The organism is Pseudomonas sp. SWRI92, assembly GCF_014268685.1.
GTDB classification, from domain to species: Bacteria; Pseudomonadota; Gammaproteobacteria; order Pseudomonadales; family Pseudomonadaceae; genus Aquipseudomonas; species Aquipseudomonas marvdashtae.
In genome coordinates, this window is sequence record NZ_JABWQY010000011.1 from 43,328 (window position 1) to 60,286 (window position 16,959).

The following is a 16,959-nucleotide window of genomic DNA, read 5'->3' on the forward strand; positions in this document are numbered from 1 at the left end:
TACGTCCGGCCTGGGCCTTGGTAGCACTTCGGTCCAGACTGGCGCCCGTGAAGCGCTCGGGCATGCAGCTCGATTCCTTCCACTCGCCGCATACGGACGTTGACCATCCAGAGACCGGCGCCACTCACGGCTTCACCGTTTCGTCGGGGTCGAACCCGAACCGCCGGCAGAGCGCGTGCGCGACACCAGATCCGCAGCAGAACGCGTCCTTCATCGCTACCCAGCGCAGCGTGCCGCGCCGACTGGTGCCGGTCACCATTCGAACGGCTGTGCCTATGAGTTCCTGTTCGCTGAACTCGCAGCCCGACAGTGTGATGATGCGGCTATCGGCCGGCTTGGACTTAAGCTCGTCGTTCAGTTGATCCGCTGCGTTCAGGCGCAGCTGCAGTTCGTTGATCTTCAACTGCTGAGTGTTCCAAGCCAAGGCGGCGTTATCGCATTCTTCCGGGTCGACCTGATCGCAATGTGGGCAGCGCGCGTCGTCGTAGTCGCCGGTGTCGGCGATCTGGTCACCGCCAAGGCAATGGAAGCTGGGGTAGACCTCACCGCAGCCCTGGCACTCGACCACGAACGGGCCGCCGGTGTTGTCATGCGTCACGAGGCCCAAGGCTTTGCGCTGGGGCAGTTTGTTGCAATGCGCGTCGCTCATCCTGCATTCTCCAATCAGTTGTCGGTACCGGTGTAGGTGCGCCAAGGCACCTTTACGCCGTTTACGAGGAATCCCCAGTCACCGCGCCACTTGCTGGTGATGAAGAGAGTAATGACGCCACCAGGCGAGACCTGGTCGATACGGTGATACTCGCCGTGGTGGAGGTCGGCGGTGTCGGATGGGGTTCGGGTCTTCATCGAGATCTTGTAGACCTCGTCATCCTGCAAAACCAGGGTCGGCCGGTCTGAGAGCCAGTCGGCGGTGCTCGCCAGTTCCAGGCGCTCCTCCGTGTACCAGCCGCGCAGGATGATGGTTCGAGCGTTCCAGGGGTGATCATGCAGATCCCGGTCCTCGTCCGGACGCATGATGTGGTGAATGCGGAGAGACTAAGGGCACCACCACAGCGCCGGCTTGTGCGTCTCCCGGCTGTATGGGTTGAACAGCCACCAGCGGCCCATGTACATCTCGGCGCCGTCGGCGGACATGATGTGCAGGTACGGGGTGCGTTGGGCGCGGGCGATAAGCCAGTCGGCAACCGCCGGCCGCGCAAGCAGCTTGGCGACGATGCGCCAGAACAAGTTGATCACGGGGATTCCTTGCCGGGGCATGCCCGGGCGGTGGAGTGGGGGAGTGGAAAACCCACAAGAGGATTGGTTGTTGCGCGGGCGCCATCCTAGGTGCGCATACCGAGGCATTGATGCCTCAGGCTTGATGCGTACCCATATCGGAGCGCTGCCGCATGAAACGCGCAATTGAAGACCTGATGTACCAGATCCTGATCGACCTGATTTTTCGCGCTGTCACCTGGCTGGCCGAGTGGATCTCGGCCGTTCCATGGCCATGATTTATGCCGCGACTGCCTGCCGTTTCTCGACGCGCCACGGATCGTTCGCCCGGGCCAGCGCAGCCATCGGCGGCGGGCTGACGCTGTTGCCGCACATGTGGACCTGCTGGGTCTTGGTGAACGACTTGCCGTCGGCTCCGTGACTGATGATGTAGTCGGCGGGGAAGCCCTGGGCCTTGTACAGCTCGGACGGCTTCAGCATCCGCAGGCAGATATCGACGATGACGTACGGGGTGCCCTTGACCATCACTGTGACCATCGCCAAGCGATCCTTGGTGGTGATCGTCGGCGCTGGCGCATCACAGGCGCTGATGTTCTCGGTGCCGTAGTAGCTGATCAGGAACGCAGCCACCCGCAGCGCGCCGGCTTCATGCTCCGGTGACAGCTTCAGTGAAACCAGTGAGCTTTTCCCGCCGCCGCCTGCCGTGATGGTTGGCGCGGGTTCTTCCAGGCCCTGCCCGACGCTGGCGCCGAATGCCCGCTCCATGAATGCGCTGGCCAACCCGTGGTGCTGGCCGCCGGCGCTGATGGTGTGCAGCGGGTCGCTAACGTCCCGTGCGTCGCAGTTGCCGCGCAAGTGAACCAGGTTCGCCGCCACCAGCTGCTGCTGGCTGCCGGTGTTGGTCACCGTGGTCATCGGGTCTTCGATGCTCTTGGCGACGGTGGTGTTGAAGCCGCCGTTCATCTGGGCCATGAAGGCGGTGGCAACGGCGCGGTGGTTCTGCGTCATCAGTGTGCCGACAGGCGAATCCGCCGCCATGGGCTTGCCGCCATATGCCGGCCCGCCTGCACCGACCAACACCGGACTGATTAGCGTCAGCTCGCCGCGGTTGGCACACGTCACGGTAGGCAACGGCTCCATGGGATCGTTGACCCTGACGCTGCCTTGATGCGTGGCGGGCGCAATAACCGGGCTCGCCATAGCGAAAGAACCGCCGCGGGGCCAGCTGGTAATGGTGCGCAAGGGCTCGGCCGACGACTGCGCCAGTTCGCCCGACCAATTCGCGATCGGCACAATGAACGGCGCGGGGTTGTCGATGACGAACTTCTTCATGCCCTTGGCGACACGGCGCAGCGTGGCCGGGGCCAGGTCCTTCTTGCGGCCGAAGATACTTTTGCCCAGGTCGCTGAAGTCGATGCAGTCGGCGGCGGTCTTCCACTTCTGCTGGCCTTTGACCGGGCTCTTCGCATGGGTTGGCTCCGGCCACACGATCGGCTGGCCGTCGCAGCGGGCGATCATGAACAGGCGTTCCCGGCTGGTCGGCGCGCCGAAGTCGCAGGCCCTGATCACACGCCACTCCACGGCATATCCCAGGCGCTTCAGCTCGGCGACGAACACAGCCCAGGTTTGCCCGCGGCGTTTCGGGTCAGGCACCAGGAACTGCTGGTGGACCGGGACCACTTCGCCAGGCTCGGCGATATCGCCGCCCAGTTTGACAACGCGGCCGGTAACTTTGCAGCGCTTGGCGATCAGCGGTCCCCATTGAAGTATCTGCTTCACGTTCTCCAGGCTGATCACGCGGGGCATCTTCTTGCCGGCCCACTTCAGGCCGATCCATGACAGGTTCCGGATCTCGCGCTTGCGCGGCTGTCCGCCGGCGGCCTGGCTGTGGTGCGTGCAGTCCGGCGACATGTGAAACCAGCCAACGGCCTTGCCGCCGCATTCCGTATCCGGATCACCATCGAAGACGTCCGTGGTGTAGTGCACCGCGCCCGGGTGATTCACCGTGTGCATGCTGATCGCCTGCGGGCTGTGGTTTTTCGCGACGTTCACCGTGCGGCCCAGGCCCATTTCCAGCCCGGTACCGGCACCGCCGCCACCGCAGAAGAAGTCGACAACGATCTCATCGTCCTGAGGATTGAAGCCGAGTCCGTATTGAGTTTTGAAATCGAAGGGGTGTTTCTTCTGTTGTGCGGACATAGAAGATCCTCGCCGGTATAGTTCCGGGTCTTTTCGGGGGAGGTGGTTTATGAGCTGGGAATGTGTTTCGTATTGGATTGAACATCACCCAGGATTGGCGTCTTGGGTGCAAGCAGTAGGATCGATCGTGGCGATACTGGCGGCGATTTGGATCGCTAACAGAGATTCCAGATTCAGAAGAAACGCCGATATTGAGGCAAGACGCGGAGCGTTGGTGCGAGCTATAAAGGCTGTAGAGGATGCGAAATCCAGAGTTGTCTCAGGATTAGAAGGTGTGACCAAGCTAGGTGCGTCGCGGAACCTCGTTGACGCTATAAAAGCTGACCTTTCCAAATCTGAGGTTCATTTGAAGGAAGCTATGTCAATACAAGGAGTTGATTCAGAAATTTATATACAACTTTATGAAGCCAGAACCGCGGTCGAAGCGGCGAGTCAAATCCTCTATCTTGTTTCCGCGGAGAAGCAGGAAGGCAACCTAATCCTCGATCGGCTAGCTACCGCTTTAGATTCACTCAAAAAAATGAAGGCTTTGAAAGCGTAGGAATCTAAGGCCCGCGTGGCTCCACCGAAACTCTGTGGAGGGGACAAAGACGTCCTCGCAACTGGCGTGATTCTAGTTTGTGGGCTATTGGTTGATGGCCCGGCATGAGGCCGGATCAGGAAGTGATGCGCTCGCCAATCACGGTGGTGGTGAACTGAACAGTGTACTCGGTGACCAGTTCGAATTCGCCGCCGCAGGTGTCACAGGCCATGTTCTTGTCGCCGTAGTCTTCCGACTCGATGTGAATCACCGTTGCGCAGTGAGGGCACTTGCATTCGTCTTGGGCGCGATAATCCCACTCGTCGTAGTCGCGCTCTGCGACCTTGGCCAGCGCCTCGGCTTTCGCGACTGCGTCTTCGGCGTCCTGACAGGGTTTGCAGGTGAAGCCGTCAGGGTGGCCCCATGGTGTTTCCGTGAGCTTAGAACGGTGAGTGCCGCACAGGCGGCAAACGTTGTGCTTGTCGCACACCGAGTAACTGTACTTCTCACCTGTTCCGTTGCACTTGGCGCAGCCAGACACCCAATACCAAGTTCCATCGATACGCTCGGCATAAAGCCCTGTTTCGGGAGGGTCAAGCCTGACCTCCGGCAAGCCATTGGTGTGCGGCTTGCCATGCCTGGCTTCGTTCCAGATGTTTGTTTTCCCTGAGCGCAAGCGTTGTGTCCATTCTCCGAGGATTTCCGGGATCAGGATCTTCGTGTTCTTGTCCATGGATTATCTCCAGCCAGGCGCCGCCCTCCGTGGACCGGATGCGCAGCGTGGGGTAGGGGTTATTGCGGAATGTCGATTTCGTCGTCAGGCTCGGGCGGATCATTGGCGAGCGACTTGTGTCCAGCCTCCCGGATAAGTCGCGACACCTTTTCAGTAACTACGAAAGGTGTCGTTTTGATGTGCAGCAATGCGGCCTGTGTCTCGAAGTCCGCCGCAATCAGGTTCATCAGCAGCCGCTGGTGAATGTCCTGTTGGTTGTTGATGCCGTGGGCTTTCATGACGTGCTGAAGGTCCTTCTTGAAGATGCCAGCAACCTCAACCGTGAACTTCTCGATGCCCAGCTTTGCAGCTGTCTCTGCTGCCTTCTCGCGCTTTCGGCGCTGCTTGAGCGCTTCCGCCGTCGGTTCCTTTGTTTCGGCCATAGCTTACCCCAGCTTTTTCTTGTCGAAGCAGGCCGGTTCAGGCCCTTTCCCGCTTTTCGGATAGTCGATACCGAACTTATCCAGCAGACGGTCGAAGTTCTTGTACGTGGACTGGATGCTTTCCCTGGCCTGGTTCCGGGTGAAGCCACGGGCCTTGAAGTCCCTGATCATTTCTGCGTTTCGGGCGTCTCGTTCTTCATCGAAGATTTTTCCACCCTTATTGGCCTGGGCCTTCGCTGGCTGGAACTTGAACCCTCCCTTCGCGGCGAGCCTGGTGAGCTCTCGGAGAGGGAATCCAGTGCGCAATACGGCCTGGGCGTAGGTCATGGTCTGGGCGAGGTGGCGGACGTATTCCAGTTTGTCGGCTCGGTCCTGTTCGCGCTTGAGTGCGCGTTCTTCCCGCTCGATATCCCGCTGGGCCATCTTGTCGATCCACTTTTGCCTGGGTGGCTCGACCTTCTTTTGTGGCTTGGCCTTCTTCACAGTCGGCGGCGGTTCATGCCTTGGTGGCGGCGGCTTGAACGCTGGCCCCTCCAGCACCTCAATGGTCCCGCCCTTACTCAAGAATGCCTCTTGGAGCAGTGCCAGTTTGTGCCTGTGCGGGTTGAGCATCTGGATCATGCTGAGCTCGGTGCTGATCATGCGGCGATCCCCAGTACTTGGTTCATGCGGTCATCGAGGATTTCGTAGAAGGTCTTCACCCGCTCCGAGAGCTTGCGAATCATTGCCTCATCGCGGTAGGCGCGCTTGATGAACAGCGGCATTCCCGGCCAGTAGCAAACGAAGTCGATCCACTCGCGCTCGGAAACCCACAGTCCGCCTTGGCATTGCGCGACGTGTTCCTTTGGTATTTCGCCGGACAAAATCACTTCCACCTGAAACTTAGGCAACTTGGTTTTGATCTCTGTCAGGCCGTTGGCATCGACGAACGAGTCAGGCGAGTAACCGGAGCCGTGGTTGAGGACGATTGCCACCTGAGTGGTTTTTACTTCTTTGCGCTGCTCGTAGAGTTTGCGCGCAACACCCTCCAATTCGTGGCCGCGCTCGGTGTGGCGGTTGCCTTGGAAGGGATCGGCCGCCTCGCCAGTGATGCGCTCACCGATCAGCGTGTTCATGTAGGTGAACGCGCCAGCGCCGAACCCGGCCTCGCCCTTGCCGTTGACCAGCAGGCAATCCAACTCGGAACAAGTGACGATCCCGAGGCGCAGGGCCAGCCATTCCGGCGAACCCTGTTCAACTTCAGTGATGATTTGCATGATTACACCTGCTGATTGTTGTTTGCCGACTTGGTAAGTGCGGCAAGCACGCTGTCAAAGTTGGCCTTGGTGACGTTTGCCGGCTCGCCGTACAGATCGGCGAACTTGCCTTTAGCTGTTTCGCTGCACTTGTCCAGAAGAGCTTGAACCTGGCGAGCTTGCACTGGCGTGACAAGCGGATCGGTCGGCTCCTTGTAGCCATCGTTGTCGTTGTCGTCGCCGCTAGTGATGTTCAGCAGGGCGCACATTACGTAGCGCTTGCCGTAGGTGGTGGTCGAGCCAACCGACTGAACAGCGCTGCGCCCCGCGCCGGCATCAAGAGGCAAGATCATGGTCGTTTCTTCGCGGTGCCCGGCCTTGTGCATCAGGATGCCGGTAATGCTCACGCCATTGGCCTGGTTCACGATCTTGAAGGACACGCCAAAGCCGAACTTGGCCATGACCGGGCGCACCGCGTAGTTGATGTCGTCTAGGTCGGCGTACATCTTTTTCGTGTGCGTGTTCTCGGTGCGTTTCTCTACAGAAGGCATTTCGCACTGCATCTCTGCAAAAGCGGCGTTGAATGCCTCCAGCGCACTCTTCGCTTCCATTCGATCCTGAAGCGAGATCAGTCGCTCCAACTTGTCCATATCGCAGCGGGGGTCGAGGGCGAGCCTGCTGATTGTGGACAGCATGCTGATCTCTTGGCCCTGCTGGTGGAGTGCAATGGACTGGTGCCGTTCTTCTGGCATGATGATGTCAGTGCTCATGGAAACCTCAGTATTGGATGGAGATTGCAGGGATCTTGCGCTGGGCGATCAGGGTGATTGCCTGCTTCGCGCATTCCTCAGTCATGCCGCCGGCGACGAATGCTTCCAGGGCGGCGCGGTTGATTCTGGCCTTGTGCGCCTTGTCGGCCTCCCGAAGCTTCTCTTGGCGGATAATTTCGTCCGCTGCGGCTTTCTGGCGGGCGACTTCGGCTGCGCGGGCATCTTCTGCTGCCTTCACTGCGCGCTGGTCGGCGGCGATGCGCTCCTGCTCGGCGCGCTGCTCGGCGGCAATGCGATTGGCCTCGGCCTGCTCAGCTGCTCGCTGGGCTTGCTCGGCCTGCAATTGAAGCTGTAGAAGCTGACGTTCGGCGGCAGCCTCTGCATCGCGGGACGCTTGCTCTGCGGCGAGCTGGGCTGCTGCGGCCTGATCTCTCAGCACCTGCTCCCGGCGTGCCGCTGCATCGCGCTCAGCTTGGGCCTGCTGTTCGGCTTGGAGTCGGGCCTGTTCAGCCGCCGCCCGAGCAATCTCTGCATCCCGGTCGCGCTGGGCCTGGGCTTCGGCTTCAGCGCGCAACCGGATCAGTTCGGCCTGTTCGGCTTCGCGCTTCTGGTGCTCATCGAAAGAAGTCTTGAGTTTTGCCAGCGCAGCAGCCTTGGCTCGATGCGCCTCCGCCTCAAACTCTTCGAATTTCTCGTCGACGATGATCTTCTCTTCAAGCTCTCTGAAAAGCAGTTCGAACGGCTGCGGCTGGCCGCCGATCAGGCCAAGGCCACAATCTTCAATATGGCGAATCATGGAGCTGTGAAACTCGACCCGTGCATCTTCCTTGGCTTGCCACTCATTCAGGGGGCGGCGCACTTCTTCCTGCCATGATTCCAGGGTGTCCCGGACGCGCTTTCTCTCGGCGTCGATCTTCTTCGGGACTTCCTTCAGGTCCGCCACAAGCTTTTTGCCCACATCATCCAGGGCAGTCTTGGAGCGGGCGACCGCGTAGGCCATTGAGGCGATTGCATCACGCCCCTTTCGGGTGCTGATGTCCGGTGTGAAGCCGTCGATCTTGTCGCGGATCTGTTGAAGCCATGGCTCCAGGCCGTTCGGCGTGCTGTACACAGCCAGGGCAGTTTCTGCGGGCGGCACTACGGCCAGTTCGGTATTTGCGGACACGGGGAATCCTTGGCCGCGACATGCGCAGCGCCTGAAGGTGTAGGGTTTATCTCGGCGCGATCAGATCGGCCAGGGCTATCAGAAACAGCCAGCCGGACCAGCCGAGCAGGGCTTGTGCGGCGCCACGCCAGATGAGGCGCCGGCGTTGATGCTGACGGGCAGTCACCTCAGCACCTGGGACAGTTGAGGCGACTGGCAGGCCGCCGGGCGATCCTGGACAACGGTGTAGGCAAGCATGGCCGAGAGGATTGAGGCGGCGAGGATCCAGGTGAGGGCTTTCATGGCGTCACCTCGTCCCAGCGAATTTCCAACCATAAGTCGACGAACTGCCGCTCAACTGCGCGCACCTCGCAACGGTATCCAAGGCCCCGCAGCTCCTGAAGGACCACTTTGCAGAGCTCTGGGTAATCCTTTTCGTTGCAATAGGTGCTGGTACCAAACCCGTAGTCGCGCACCGAATATTCGTACTTGCCGGCTTCTGCGGCCTTGGCGATCCCCGCAAGGATGGTGTCAACCGCGAATGCAGGGTCCTTTGCCCTGGCCATGTCTCGCGCCTTATCTGCTGTCATTCTGCTCATGGCCGAACCCTCGCCGAGATCCTGCCGCCTTTCATGGTCACCGCCAGGCGCTGCGGCAGATCCTTCACAAGATCCTCGCGCTCGCGGCCAATCACCTCATTGAACGGCAGGCCGAAGCCGAGCATGGCGATTCGGCGCTCGATGTCGTCCATCTGTTCGTCGATCAGGGATTTCACGATTGGTGTGGACATGACGACTCCTTGCGCCGGTCAACGATCTTGTTGAGGCGCCCGCAGTAGTGGTTGAATTCTTCGATGGTGATGCGATTGTCGAGCATCATTTCGTTGATTGTTTTCTGGATCATCACCGACCAACAGGCCGGCGTTTCTGGATCCTCAAGGGTGTCCAGCTCCTCGCCGATGAGGACGTGCGCTGACATCGTCACAATGAGTCATCCTCTGCCTGGGCGATCAGTGCGTCATCGACAAAGGGCTCAAGTAGGGCCTGTGCGATTTCGCCGAGCTTGCCGAAGGGGTGGTCGCTGGGGCCGAGGAGTTCGGCGATGGCGTTCTTGTCGGCCCGGCCGTCTGCCGACAGCAGGAGCCAGCCCAGCGCCGGGGTGTGGACCTTGCAGTCCGCCAGCCGGTTGTTCACATGCTCATCCACGGCTAGGGCCAGGTCGGCCACCGTGACGACCCGCGCTTGATGCCAACGACGCTGGATCTTCACGTCCACGCCACGGAGTAGGCTTTCGACCGCGTTGTACAGCCACTCAGCCCGAGCAACCTCCCGAGGCGTCTCGCTCACCATCGGAGGCAACTGCGCGTCGTGCATGGCCTGACAAATCTTCAGTGCTGAGTTCATCGTTGCCTCCAGGGTGGCGGGTCAGTCGATGGGAATCGGTGGGAGTGGCATCCAGTGGCTAGGCGCCGCATCGAAGGCAACGCCTCCACAGCCGTCATAGGTTTGATGAACACCGCTGCAACCCCAGGTCTTCCAAGCATCGAAATACCCGACAGCCATCTGTCCATCGCCCAGCAGCACCAGGTAGTCGCCGGCCTGCGGCGGAAGCTCTTCTATCGGTTTCCAATCGCTCATGGCGACCTCCAGTGTTTGGGGTTAGGCGGTGGCTTTGGTGATTGCCGCATCAACCAACTTCATTGCTTTCATGGCATTGCTATTGCCCGGCGGCAAATAGTCGCCCCAAAGATCACGTGCAGCCTGCAGCGCTTCCAGCAGCTCAGGGGCGGCGGCGATCAGGCTTGCATTGGCGCCAGCCTCAGCGCAGCTATAGACGCTTCCTTTGCTCCGGCGCCGATGAATCTCCGCGATGGTGTCGTCATTGCCTTCTGTCTCGATGTAGCGCCTGCCATGGTCGTCCTGGACATACCAGGGCCCCGGCGTGTGCTTCGTTTCCATGACTCTCTCCATCTGGTTGATCCAACAAATTCCGGCTGCACACGATCCTTCCGCTGGTTGCCGTTGGGCGCGGTGTCATGTGCATGCGGGATTGGTTGGGGAAGGGTGCCGGTCTTTCCCGGCTGTCATCACGGTACTATTGGCCCCCGCGCAGGCAACTGTAAGTGCCGGTTACTTGTCCGGCGCTGATGTCACCAGCAGATCCTGTGGGCTATGCCCGCTTCGGGGCGCTGACAAGGCGCGCTCTCCGGAACCGATATTCTCTCGTCGGCCCAAGCGCCCGGCACTGTAGCGGCCGGGTAGGCTGTTGCTCGGCAACGGCTGGTTAGCGCTTCATGGCTATATCTCCTCTTGTGCGCGCCGTTGGCATCTTGGCGGGCGCTCGCCGTTCTCTATAGGTGCTGGTTACGTCTCCAGCGCGGACTTCCACCGCCGTGTTGATTTCTCCCGGCCGCGAACTCGCAACCCAGTGGAGATTGATGCAGATGCCCGGTGCTGATCTCCGGGTTGCCAAGACCCGCACTACGCATCAAGGCGCGCTAGAACATGGCATAGGTTGCCCATCAGCCTGGGCGTGCATCCGCATCGGATATAGCTCGAATCCCTCCGAGTGTTGCCCATCTTCGCCGCGACAAGACCCGCTCAGGCTCAGGGCAAGGTGGCCACCCTGCTATCACGCAGAAGGCCGAGCTATATCCGATGCGCTCTCATAGAGAGGATCGGGCAGTTATAGTCAGGGCTGACTTCGGCGCTGGTTGTTCAGTCGAGACCGGTTTCCAGCGGCGCCAATTCAACCGCCAGGGCCATGCGCCGGAAGGTGTCTGCCAGCTCAATGCGGCGCTTGCGCGACTTCGGCAACCAGAAGGTTACGGCGCTGCGGTCGTCGTCCTCCGGTGGGTGGTGGAGGCGTTCACTGCTGTGCAGGATCATCTGGACGGCGCTGTAGGTCAGGCCGGTGTTAGAAAGCTTCTGGATCTCGACCACTTCACTGGTCAGCTCCTGGCTATACACGTTGATTCGCATGGTCTTGCTCCTGTTGATTTCCCGTCTGGCCCTGTCGCCAAGGCCAGCCAGTGAAATCTTCATGCAGGCACTCTGATCGGCTGCTGATCGACGATCGTTATCGAGCCGCGATCCGTTACCGCGACCCGGGCAGTCAGCCCTGGGTTGAAATCAGCGAGACGGGGATGGGCCCGGAAATCGATTACCTTCCCTGTGCGATCGCCAAGGCCGATATAGATCAGGTCGCCTACCTGTATTTCACTTCCGCGTTTCGTTGGCATTTCGTGTCTCCTGGTTGTCATCCCAAAGCCCGCTCATTGAACGGGCTTCAGTGATGCTTTCCGCCGAGACCCGCTACTGGCGTCGGTCACCGGCTCAATCAAGTTGTTCCTCCAGCCGCGGGCCTTTCGGCTTGTTCTCCCGCTGGATAACTGTTCTTGGCGCTTTACGCTGCACGCCCGGGTCAGTTGCCAACCCTCTGAACCGTTTAGGCCGGTTCATCGCTGCCTTTGAATCTTGGCCGGTGGTAATGCGGCAAGGGGTGGAGCTAAAGAGCGGTGGCCTTCTGGCCTGGCGCCTTCTTGCGTTGGCGTTGAGGTGAATTTAGCCTCAAGCTAAACATTGGTCAATAGCTGAAAGCTAAATTAATTTAGCTGGACGTAAAAAAGCCCGCGGTGGGGCGGGCTCCTTTTCCGGGACGGCTTTAATTGGTTGCATCAAGGAGCTGTCGTAGGCCGCCAAGATCGCTGGCGCTTACGGAGCCTTCCGTATTGCAGATCTTGAACTCGACGGTTTTTGCTCTGGATATCTTTTCTAGGGTCTGCCTGGTTAAGGTGGAGCGGAATATTTGAGCTTGCCCTGGCGTGCTGTATGCAGCCTCTAATTCCGGAGCCGGGATACCGTCCACCAACCAGTGATTCTGGTGACATACGGCGAAAGATTCTGTTCCTCGTGGGGGGACGAGAAGGCTGTAGTAGCCATACGGGGCAGAGTCAGCTGCCGTTGAGAAGTGAGCGTAAACGTTGAATGAATAACCGCGATCCTGATCTCGGAACGATTCCCAAGACAGGGTCTTCGTCCCTTTGAACCTGTCCACCTTTTCAGTTAATTGTCCGCCCAATGCGGAACCAGCAATAGCACAGACCATTACTGTGCAAGCCAACCCAATTTTCATTGCCGCCTCCCTGTCTGTAGATCCCCAAATCTATCAAACACTGATCTTTACCTGTCGTTTAGCACTACGCTATGCTTTGTAATACTGGATAAATATACAGCATCTGGAGGTGGCGATGAAGGAAGCAAATCAGTACGAGACCGCAGTAGGGCGGGGGGTGAGTGGAATCGAAAGGCTGGGATTGAGGGTCTCCAATATGATCAATCACCCGGTCGCGCAGATTCAGCGCTGGGTGACGATTCATCGCCTGGACAGCGATGGAGACAGGGAATGGGATGAAGTTATGGGCGTTCTAACCGAGACGGACGGTATAGACATGACGTTCAACGACGATGGGTCGGTGACGCTGAGGTGGGAGGCGTGCGCCGAAGAGGATCGGCCCGTAGAGGTATTCGAAAGGGCAGAGGAGCCGGCGCCTTTCTGACGGGGATGAAAAAAGCCCGCTCAGTGGCGGGCTATTGTTTAGTTTGTAAGGTTGGTGCTGTCGGGGCAGTGGTGGTCAGCCTTTACTTATCGACATAATGATTCGGTAGAAACCCACGCCCGTACTCGCAAGCTGTATTGCCGCCAGAGACCCTATGAATACGTTCAGGAGCAAGAGAAGTTGCTTCTCTCCTGACCATGGAAGCAATAAGCACACTGATGACGCAAGGAGCACTAAAAAAAGGAATGCACATACAAAGCTCCCGGAGATAAGGATCCGGTACCCCCCGGTCGCTCTGAGATTTTTCAACAAATCCCGATCCATCACTGATGCCATCAGTGCGATCGCAGTGATCAGAAACCCGAGTATCGTTCCAGAAGCGCCCGCAAGGACGCCGGACAACATAGAAATTTCGCCAGGTTGGAAGCGGAAGTTGTATTTATGAAACATCCACGTTATGAATATTGCAGTGGATAGTTTAAACAATTCTATTAGCTTTGCCGAAATAATCATCTACTGATTCTCTCTGTTCTTCCCTAGCCTTATCAGCAAGTTTATACATGCTTTCAGGAGGCGGAAAAGATGAGTTGGTTCTGATGGTCTGAGATGAGTATATCCTATTGGCAATTAAGTCTATAGGTAGTATTTTTCCATTTTCATCTGTTTCAATTTTTGCCTTGGTTGCGCCCATTGTTAAAAGGTGGCCAATTGAACTTTGTATGGCGCTACTCAGTTTTCCTGAGCTGGTGTCAAGCTTGTTATCAATTGTGAAGGTTACATCGAGAAAGTCAGCGCCTGATTGATTTAGAAGCTCTAAAGTTCTGGCGCTCAAATTGTCTTGGGGGTACAAGTCTGGGTTGGTTGGTTTAGGGATTTTTACGGAAAACTTTTTTATGCTCAGTTTTTTATTAAGGAGCATCTCTGCCTGGTCTGGTCTAATGATCGGGCTGGCAAAAAATGACACGCCAGCGCTAGACGTAAGCAGTTGCGCAAGATGCACGCCAGTGTTCCCATCATCGTTCCTATGTATAACCAATAGGGAGTTATCTTTGTAGTAAACGAAAAAATTCTTTTCAATAACGCCTTCGTCTATTTCCAGCTCAATCTTTTTCCCGTCTTTCCCCAATGCTCCAATTTCTGGTAGGTCTGCTTTCCGTATTTTCCGGATCTGGCCCGCGTATGAATTAGTATTGATGCGATAGTGAAGGCCGAAAACTTCTCGTATACATCCATAGCTCGCATAACTTTTAGGATGATCCCCATTTATTATTTTCTCGAATGCGGATTCTGTGCTCATGGCGAAAAGGTCTTGCTGAACGGACGCTATCGAATAAAAATCAAATATGTAGCGCTTTTGCTTTTCCTGTTTCACCATAAACTCCCTAAGTCTAAAGTATTATGCCGATCTCGTAATAAGCCGAGCCTTCACCTCATCCGCATAACCCACCAGGCGATACTCCCCATCATGAAGCACGGTGCAGATCTTCAGCACGGCCTGGGCGTCGGCCTCATTTCCGGCCAGGCTCAATCGCTCGGCGATTCGCATCAGCTCGACGGCTGACCACTTGAGGTCGGAGGCGATGCCCTGGAGATCGCGGCGCAGGTCTTGGTTGGGCTTGGTGAGAGTCATAGCTCAGGCCTTTGCTCTAGTAGGTAATGTAAATCGAAGCTCAGACTTACCCCCCGGCCGAATCACTAAGACGCTTCAGGGGCCATCTGATTATCTGAGCCGGAAAAGACCTCCCATCGTCATAGATCATATTGCCCTCCACCTTCATTTCCAGCGTGTCGCCGCTGAAATGTCCGGTGAAAATCTGGACGGAAGTGAAACCCTTTAGACTGGGGGTTCCCTCATGTATAAATCGGCGCTCACCGGTTATCCGATCGCCTTCGCGCGTGTAGCTGGTGAGAATTTTTACCCCAGGATGATCGTTGGTGTAGTGCGCCAATCGTTTGATGACGGTGTCAGGCGCTTCATCGACACGCCACCACGTAAAATGGCTATCGTCCAAAAACAAAACGTAAACGTGATAGTGAAATTGATCCGGTATCTCGCTCTCAGCGTACCAAAGCCCATCCGGTACCCGATCGCTTGGCGCAGTGCTGCAACCAGTGAGTGCCACTAGCAAAAGAAGAGCCGCAATCTTACGCATGGGAAAGCCTTTTCCACGGTCAGTTAAATTTATGTAGCGCTGTAAATGCCCGACACTGCGCTAAACAAGGTTCGCATTCCACACCAGCAGCACTCGCGCCTGGATGTAGGTTTCATCGGCACGAATCGTCCTCGCCGGGTGGAGCGCATTGTCCGAGATCATGCTGAGCTGATCGTCACCGATCCACTGGAGCCGCTTTATGTACAGGTGGTTGTCCCAGGTGAACATGTAAATGCCATCCCCAACGAACTCACGAATGCTGACGTCCACCAGTAGGGGGTCGCGGTGCTTGATGGTCGGCGCCATCGACTGGCCCCAGCCCGTCACCATCTTCAGATGGAAATGTTCTTTGAACTCGACGCCCATTTCGCGTAGATGCTGCGGACTCACGCGGATGTCCTGGAGCATTTCAGGATAGTCGTGCGGGATCTGCCCGCCGCCCATGGCCGCGCGAACGTCGTAGTGGGCGATCCATACCTCATCACCCACCACGCCTGGGCGGTAGTAGTCTAATTCGATCGTGCCGCCGCCATCGTCTGCTTCAGCAGCTGCCAACAATCGGTGGCGAGCCTGATCTGACAAGCCGCTACCCTGCTTTGCAAGCATCTGCTTAACGAGGTCAGCAGCAGATAAAACGGCGCTTCCCTTTACCCCCTCCGTTGCTGGCTCGAATCCGCTCAATTCGGTGACAGCGATTGCATCGCTCAAAGGTACGGAATCAAACCATCCCCTAGGCAATCCTTCGACGCTTTCGATTCGGCGAGCTACGTCGTCGCCAAGGTTCTTGGCTGTCTTGTCGGAGAGGATCTGGCTGAGATGCGCAGGAGCCATCCCCCAGCGCTCAGCGCAAGCTCCCTTTCTCTGGTTGCCTATCAGCTTCACCAGGTTGCGTTTACGAATTTCATAAATATCCATACGCGCAAGAATGCCAGCGTTTAGCTCATTGCTAAATGTGCTCATAGCTAAATTATTTCCTTGCTCTGAAATTAGCCCTAAGCTAAATTCGCTACATGTGTAAGGAGAATTCCATGAATGACCATCTGCGCGACTGGCTCGCTAATGCTGCGAATGATCGGCGCCAAGACGTCGCGGCCGCCGCAAAGACCACTGTAGGTCACCTTTGGCAGTTAGCAGGCGGCCATCGCAAAGCCTCTGCGGAGCTTGCTGAACGCCTTCAGGATGCATCGGGTGGAGAGATCACTATTGCCGGCCTGCGGCCCGATCTCGTTGATCTGGCCCATAAGGTTCTGCGCGGCGCTGCTTAAGGGAGACTTGGCGCGCTGATCTGAGGGAGAGCGCCGCCATATCAAAGCCCGGCAGCTCCTCGGGTTTCAGTCGCTGTCGCATCGCCTCACATCGAGATTCGAACGCTGGGGAAAGCCTTATTTGGCAAGACAGCGGAAGGATGGACCCCAAGGCAGCGATGAAGCAGAAGAGGGCAGCTATCTCACCCTGGAGTTCAGGTTGGTCGGTCATGGAATTTTCCGTGATTCGTTTTGGTAAGCAAATCATCGTGAAAGTAGTGGCGGACTGCCACGCGAGAAGAAGAGAGGTTTTCGCAATGGAAGAATTCGAACGAACCCTGCATCGCGAAGTAAAGGCGGGCGGCGGTACCGCGCTCGCGAAGCGCATGGGCGTCAATGAAACCCGGCTGCTTGATTGCGCGAATCCGAATCGTGAAGCGCACCGCATGAACCTGGAGATGTTCGGGCAGGTTCTCACGCACCTCTCCGAAGAAGGGCGTCTTGCCGTGCTTGGCTCGCTGGCTAACGAGTTCGAGTGCGATGTGATTCGGCGTAAGCGCCCAGAGCCGAAGCCGCTCATGGCCGCGCTGTGCCACTTGACCGCCGAGTGCGGCGACGTAGGCCGACTGATCTTCGATGCCACCGCAGACAACCACATCAGCCAGCACGAAAAAGCCCAGGGCGACAAAGCCATTCAAGAAGCCATCGACGCGCTGCATGTACTGCGCGAATCGCTAAAGGTCGCCTGAATTTCAGACACAAAAAA

General features: G+C 57.7%; 25 protein-coding genes and 1 pseudogene. 4 read left to right on the plus strand and 22 right to left on the minus strand.

The features are described 5' to 3' along the window. Positions 1 to 124: 124 nt before the first annotated feature. The 3 genes and pseudogenes from HU762_RS26610 to HU762_RS17500 form a co-directional block, all read right to left on the minus strand. Complete coding sequence (locus tag HU762_RS26610) at positions 125 to 649, minus strand: hypothetical protein (RefSeq protein ID WP_189684687.1); 525 nt, start codon at positions 647 to 649, stop codon at positions 125 to 127. Between the two features lie 14 nt (positions 650 to 663). Further along, positions 664 to 1,236, minus strand: a pseudogene (locus tag HU762_RS17495) (hypothetical protein). Positions 1,237 to 1,494: 258 nt separating this feature from the next. Further along, the gene (locus tag HU762_RS17500; RefSeq protein WP_186639120.1) at positions 1,495 to 3,414 is read right to left on the minus strand and encodes a DNA cytosine methyltransferase; all 1,920 of its coding nucleotides are present in this window, start codon (positions 3,412 to 3,414) and stop codon (positions 1,495 to 1,497) included. Between the two features lie 49 nt (positions 3,415 to 3,463). Between HU762_RS17500 and HU762_RS17505 the strand changes: the two genes are divergently transcribed. Further along, positions 3,464 to 3,955 (plus strand): hypothetical protein, encoded by a 492-nt coding sequence (locus HU762_RS17505; protein ID WP_186639121.1) that lies wholly within the window; start codon positions 3,464 to 3,466, stop codon positions 3,953 to 3,955. A gap of 115 nt (positions 3,956 to 4,070) precedes the next feature. Here the strand turns inward: HU762_RS17505 and HU762_RS17510 are convergent, their stop codons facing one another. From HU762_RS17510 to HU762_RS17580, 15 genes are all read right to left on the minus strand, one after another. After that, positions 4,071 to 4,667, minus strand: a complete 597-nt coding sequence (locus tag HU762_RS17510) for a hypothetical protein (RefSeq protein ID WP_186639123.1) — start codon at positions 4,665 to 4,667, stop codon at positions 4,071 to 4,073. A 59-nt stretch (positions 4,668 to 4,726) separates the two neighbouring features. After that, on the minus strand, positions 4,727 to 5,089 hold the full coding sequence (locus tag HU762_RS17515) for a hypothetical protein (protein WP_186639125.1): 363 nt from the start codon (positions 5,087 to 5,089) through the stop codon (positions 4,727 to 4,729). A 3-nt stretch (positions 5,090 to 5,092) separates the two neighbouring features. Continuing rightward, entirely contained in the window at positions 5,093 to 5,710 is a 618-nt protein-coding gene (locus HU762_RS17520) for a hypothetical protein (RefSeq protein WP_238340400.1), read from the minus strand. A gap of 17 nt (positions 5,711 to 5,727) precedes the next feature. Beyond that, complete coding sequence (locus HU762_RS17525) at positions 5,728 to 6,345, minus strand: lambda exonuclease family protein (protein WP_186639129.1); 618 nt, start codon at positions 6,343 to 6,345, stop codon at positions 5,728 to 5,730. A 2-nt stretch (positions 6,346 to 6,347) separates the two neighbouring features. Next, positions 6,348 to 7,094 (minus strand): ERF family protein, encoded by a 747-nt coding sequence (locus HU762_RS17530; protein WP_202883644.1) that lies wholly within the window; start codon positions 7,092 to 7,094, stop codon positions 6,348 to 6,350. Between the two features lie 7 nt (positions 7,095 to 7,101). Further along, a complete protein-coding gene (locus HU762_RS17535) occupies positions 7,102 to 8,259 on the minus strand; it encodes a hypothetical protein (protein WP_186639131.1) in 1,158 nt (385 codons plus the stop codon). Between the two features lie 278 nt (positions 8,260 to 8,537). Further along, complete coding sequence (locus tag HU762_RS17540; protein WP_225923578.1) at positions 8,538 to 8,804, minus strand: hypothetical protein; 267 nt, start codon at positions 8,802 to 8,804, stop codon at positions 8,538 to 8,540. A 29-nt stretch (positions 8,805 to 8,833) separates the two neighbouring features. Further along, positions 8,834 to 9,028, minus strand: coding sequence for a hypothetical protein (locus HU762_RS17545; protein ID WP_186639134.1), 195 nt, complete (start codon positions 9,026 to 9,028; stop codon positions 8,834 to 8,836). Then, the gene (locus HU762_RS17550) at positions 9,010 to 9,216 is read right to left on the minus strand and encodes a hypothetical protein (protein ID WP_186639136.1); all 207 of its coding nucleotides are present in this window, start codon (positions 9,214 to 9,216) and stop codon (positions 9,010 to 9,012) included. The genes HU762_RS17545 and HU762_RS17550 overlap by 19 nt, the downstream gene beginning before the upstream one ends. Before the next feature lie 2 nt (positions 9,217 to 9,218). After that, positions 9,219 to 9,641, minus strand: a complete 423-nt coding sequence (locus HU762_RS17555) for a hypothetical protein (RefSeq protein ID WP_186639138.1) — start codon at positions 9,639 to 9,641, stop codon at positions 9,219 to 9,221. Positions 9,642 to 9,662: 21 nt separating this feature from the next. Continuing rightward, the gene (locus HU762_RS17560; protein ID WP_186639140.1) at positions 9,663 to 9,875 is read right to left on the minus strand and encodes a hypothetical protein; all 213 of its coding nucleotides are present in this window, start codon (positions 9,873 to 9,875) and stop codon (positions 9,663 to 9,665) included. A gap of 21 nt (positions 9,876 to 9,896) precedes the next feature. After that, entirely contained in the window at positions 9,897 to 10,196 is a 300-nt protein-coding gene (locus HU762_RS17565) for a hypothetical protein (RefSeq protein ID WP_186639142.1), read from the minus strand. 759 nt (positions 10,197 to 10,955) lie between these two features. Beyond that, positions 10,956 to 11,219 (minus strand): hypothetical protein, encoded by a 264-nt coding sequence (locus tag HU762_RS17570; RefSeq protein ID WP_186639144.1) that lies wholly within the window; start codon positions 11,217 to 11,219, stop codon positions 10,956 to 10,958. A gap of 59 nt (positions 11,220 to 11,278) precedes the next feature. Further along, the gene (locus tag HU762_RS17575; RefSeq protein WP_186639146.1) at positions 11,279 to 11,479 is read right to left on the minus strand and encodes a hypothetical protein; all 201 of its coding nucleotides are present in this window, start codon (positions 11,477 to 11,479) and stop codon (positions 11,279 to 11,281) included. A 422-nt stretch (positions 11,480 to 11,901) separates the two neighbouring features. Beyond that, positions 11,902 to 12,372: a hypothetical protein gene (locus tag HU762_RS17580; RefSeq protein WP_186639147.1), complete on the minus strand. Its 471-nt coding sequence runs from the start codon at positions 12,370 to 12,372 to the stop codon at positions 11,902 to 11,904. 115 nt (positions 12,373 to 12,487) lie between these two features. On the opposite strand from HU762_RS17580, the gene HU762_RS17585 reads away from it, so the two are divergent. Further along, positions 12,488 to 12,796, plus strand: a complete 309-nt coding sequence (locus tag HU762_RS17585; protein ID WP_186639149.1) for a DUF1654 domain-containing protein — start codon at positions 12,488 to 12,490, stop codon at positions 12,794 to 12,796. A gap of 478 nt (positions 12,797 to 13,274) precedes the next feature. Here the strand turns inward: HU762_RS17585 and HU762_RS17590 are convergent, their stop codons facing one another. Genes HU762_RS17590 through HU762_RS17605 form a run of 4 tightly spaced genes read right to left on the minus strand, consistent with a single transcriptional unit; the run spans position 13,275 to position 15,864 of the window. Beyond that, positions 13,275 to 14,168, minus strand: coding sequence for a DUF6731 family protein (locus HU762_RS17590; RefSeq protein ID WP_186639151.1), 894 nt, complete (start codon positions 14,166 to 14,168; stop codon positions 13,275 to 13,277). A gap of 24 nt (positions 14,169 to 14,192) precedes the next feature. Beyond that, entirely contained in the window at positions 14,193 to 14,426 is a 234-nt protein-coding gene (locus HU762_RS17595; protein WP_186639153.1) for a hypothetical protein, read from the minus strand. A gap of 46 nt (positions 14,427 to 14,472) precedes the next feature. Next, positions 14,473 to 14,949 carry a hypothetical protein gene (locus tag HU762_RS17600; RefSeq protein ID WP_186639155.1) on the minus strand — a complete coding sequence of 159 codons (477 nt, stop codon included), beginning with the start codon at positions 14,947 to 14,949 and terminating at the stop codon, positions 14,473 to 14,475. A gap of 60 nt (positions 14,950 to 15,009) precedes the next feature. Next, complete coding sequence (locus tag HU762_RS17605; protein ID WP_186639376.1) at positions 15,010 to 15,864, minus strand: S24 family peptidase; 855 nt, start codon at positions 15,862 to 15,864, stop codon at positions 15,010 to 15,012. A gap of 113 nt (positions 15,865 to 15,977) precedes the next feature. Between HU762_RS17605 and HU762_RS17610 the strand changes: the two genes are divergently transcribed. Both HU762_RS17610 and HU762_RS17615 read left to right on the plus strand, forming a co-directional pair. Continuing rightward, the gene (locus HU762_RS17610) at positions 15,978 to 16,214 is read left to right on the plus strand and encodes a hypothetical protein (RefSeq protein WP_047698707.1); all 237 of its coding nucleotides are present in this window, start codon (positions 15,978 to 15,980) and stop codon (positions 16,212 to 16,214) included. Between the two features lie 209 nt (positions 16,215 to 16,423). Continuing rightward, positions 16,424 to 16,942: a phage regulatory CII family protein gene (locus HU762_RS17615; protein ID WP_225923577.1), complete on the plus strand. Its 519-nt coding sequence runs from the start codon at positions 16,424 to 16,426 to the stop codon at positions 16,940 to 16,942. The last annotated feature ends 17 nt before the right edge of the window (positions 16,943 to 16,959 follow it).

Bases quoted from the DNA above. Each gene is read 5' to 3' on its own strand.
- HU762_RS26610 (WP_189684687.1), bottom strand. From the start codon at position 649: ATGAGCGACGCGCATTGCAACAAACTGCCCCAGCGCAAAGCCTTGGGC.
- HU762_RS17500 (WP_186639120.1), bottom strand. From the start codon at position 3,414: ATGTCCGCACAACAGAAGAAACACCCCTTCGATTTCAAAACTCAATAC.
- HU762_RS17505 (WP_186639121.1), top strand. From the start codon at position 3,464: ATGAGCTGGGAATGTGTTTCGTATTGGATTGAACATCACCCAGGATTG.
- HU762_RS17510 (WP_186639123.1), bottom strand. From the start codon at position 4,667: ATGGACAAGAACACGAAGATCCTGATCCCGGAAATCCTCGGAGAATGG.
- HU762_RS17515 (WP_186639125.1), bottom strand. From the start codon at position 5,089: ATGGCCGAAACAAAGGAACCGACGGCGGAAGCGCTCAAGCAGCGCCGA.
- HU762_RS17520 (WP_238340400.1), bottom strand. From the start codon at position 5,710: ATGATCCAGATGCTCAACCCGCACAGGCACAAACTGGCACTGCTCCAA.
- HU762_RS17525 (WP_186639129.1), bottom strand. From the start codon at position 6,345: ATGCAAATCATCACTGAAGTTGAACAGGGTTCGCCGGAATGGCTGGCC.
- HU762_RS17530 (WP_202883644.1), bottom strand. From the start codon at position 7,094: ATGAGCACTGACATCATCATGCCAGAAGAACGGCACCAGTCCATTGCA.
- HU762_RS17540 (WP_225923578.1), bottom strand. From the start codon at position 8,804: ATGGCCAGGGCAAAGGACCCTGCATTCGCGGTTGACACCATCCTTGCG.
- HU762_RS17545 (WP_186639134.1), bottom strand. From the start codon at position 9,028: ATGTCCACACCAATCGTGAAATCCCTGATCGACGAACAGATGGACGAC.
- HU762_RS17550 (WP_186639136.1), bottom strand. From the start codon at position 9,216: ATGTCAGCGCACGTCCTCATCGGCGAGGAGCTGGACACCCTTGAGGAT.
- HU762_RS17555 (WP_186639138.1), bottom strand. From the start codon at position 9,641: ATGAACTCAGCACTGAAGATTTGTCAGGCCATGCACGACGCGCAGTTG.
- HU762_RS17560 (WP_186639140.1), bottom strand. From the start codon at position 9,875: ATGAGCGATTGGAAACCGATAGAAGAGCTTCCGCCGCAGGCCGGCGAC.
- HU762_RS17565 (WP_186639142.1), bottom strand. From the start codon at position 10,196: ATGGAAACGAAGCACACGCCGGGGCCCTGGTATGTCCAGGACGACCAT.
- HU762_RS17570 (WP_186639144.1), bottom strand. From the start codon at position 11,219: ATGCGAATCAACGTGTATAGCCAGGAGCTGACCAGTGAAGTGGTCGAG.
- HU762_RS17575 (WP_186639146.1), bottom strand. From the start codon at position 11,479: ATGCCAACGAAACGCGGAAGTGAAATACAGGTAGGCGACCTGATCTAT.
- HU762_RS17580 (WP_186639147.1), bottom strand. From the start codon at position 12,372: ATGAAAATTGGGTTGGCTTGCACAGTAATGGTCTGTGCTATTGCTGGT.
- HU762_RS17585 (WP_186639149.1), top strand. From the start codon at position 12,488: ATGAAGGAAGCAAATCAGTACGAGACCGCAGTAGGGCGGGGGGTGAGT.
- HU762_RS17595 (WP_186639153.1), bottom strand. From the start codon at position 14,426: ATGACTCTCACCAAGCCCAACCAAGACCTGCGCCGCGATCTCCAGGGC.
- HU762_RS17600 (WP_186639155.1), bottom strand. From the start codon at position 14,949: ATGCGTAAGATTGCGGCTCTTCTTTTGCTAGTGGCACTCACTGGTTGC.
- HU762_RS17605 (WP_186639376.1), bottom strand. From the start codon at position 15,864: ATGGATATTTATGAAATTCGTAAACGCAACCTGGTGAAGCTGATAGGC.
- HU762_RS17610 (WP_047698707.1), top strand. From the start codon at position 15,978: ATGAATGACCATCTGCGCGACTGGCTCGCTAATGCTGCGAATGATCGG.
- HU762_RS17615 (WP_225923577.1), top strand. From the start codon at position 16,424: ATGGAATTTTCCGTGATTCGTTTTGGTAAGCAAATCATCGTGAAAGTA.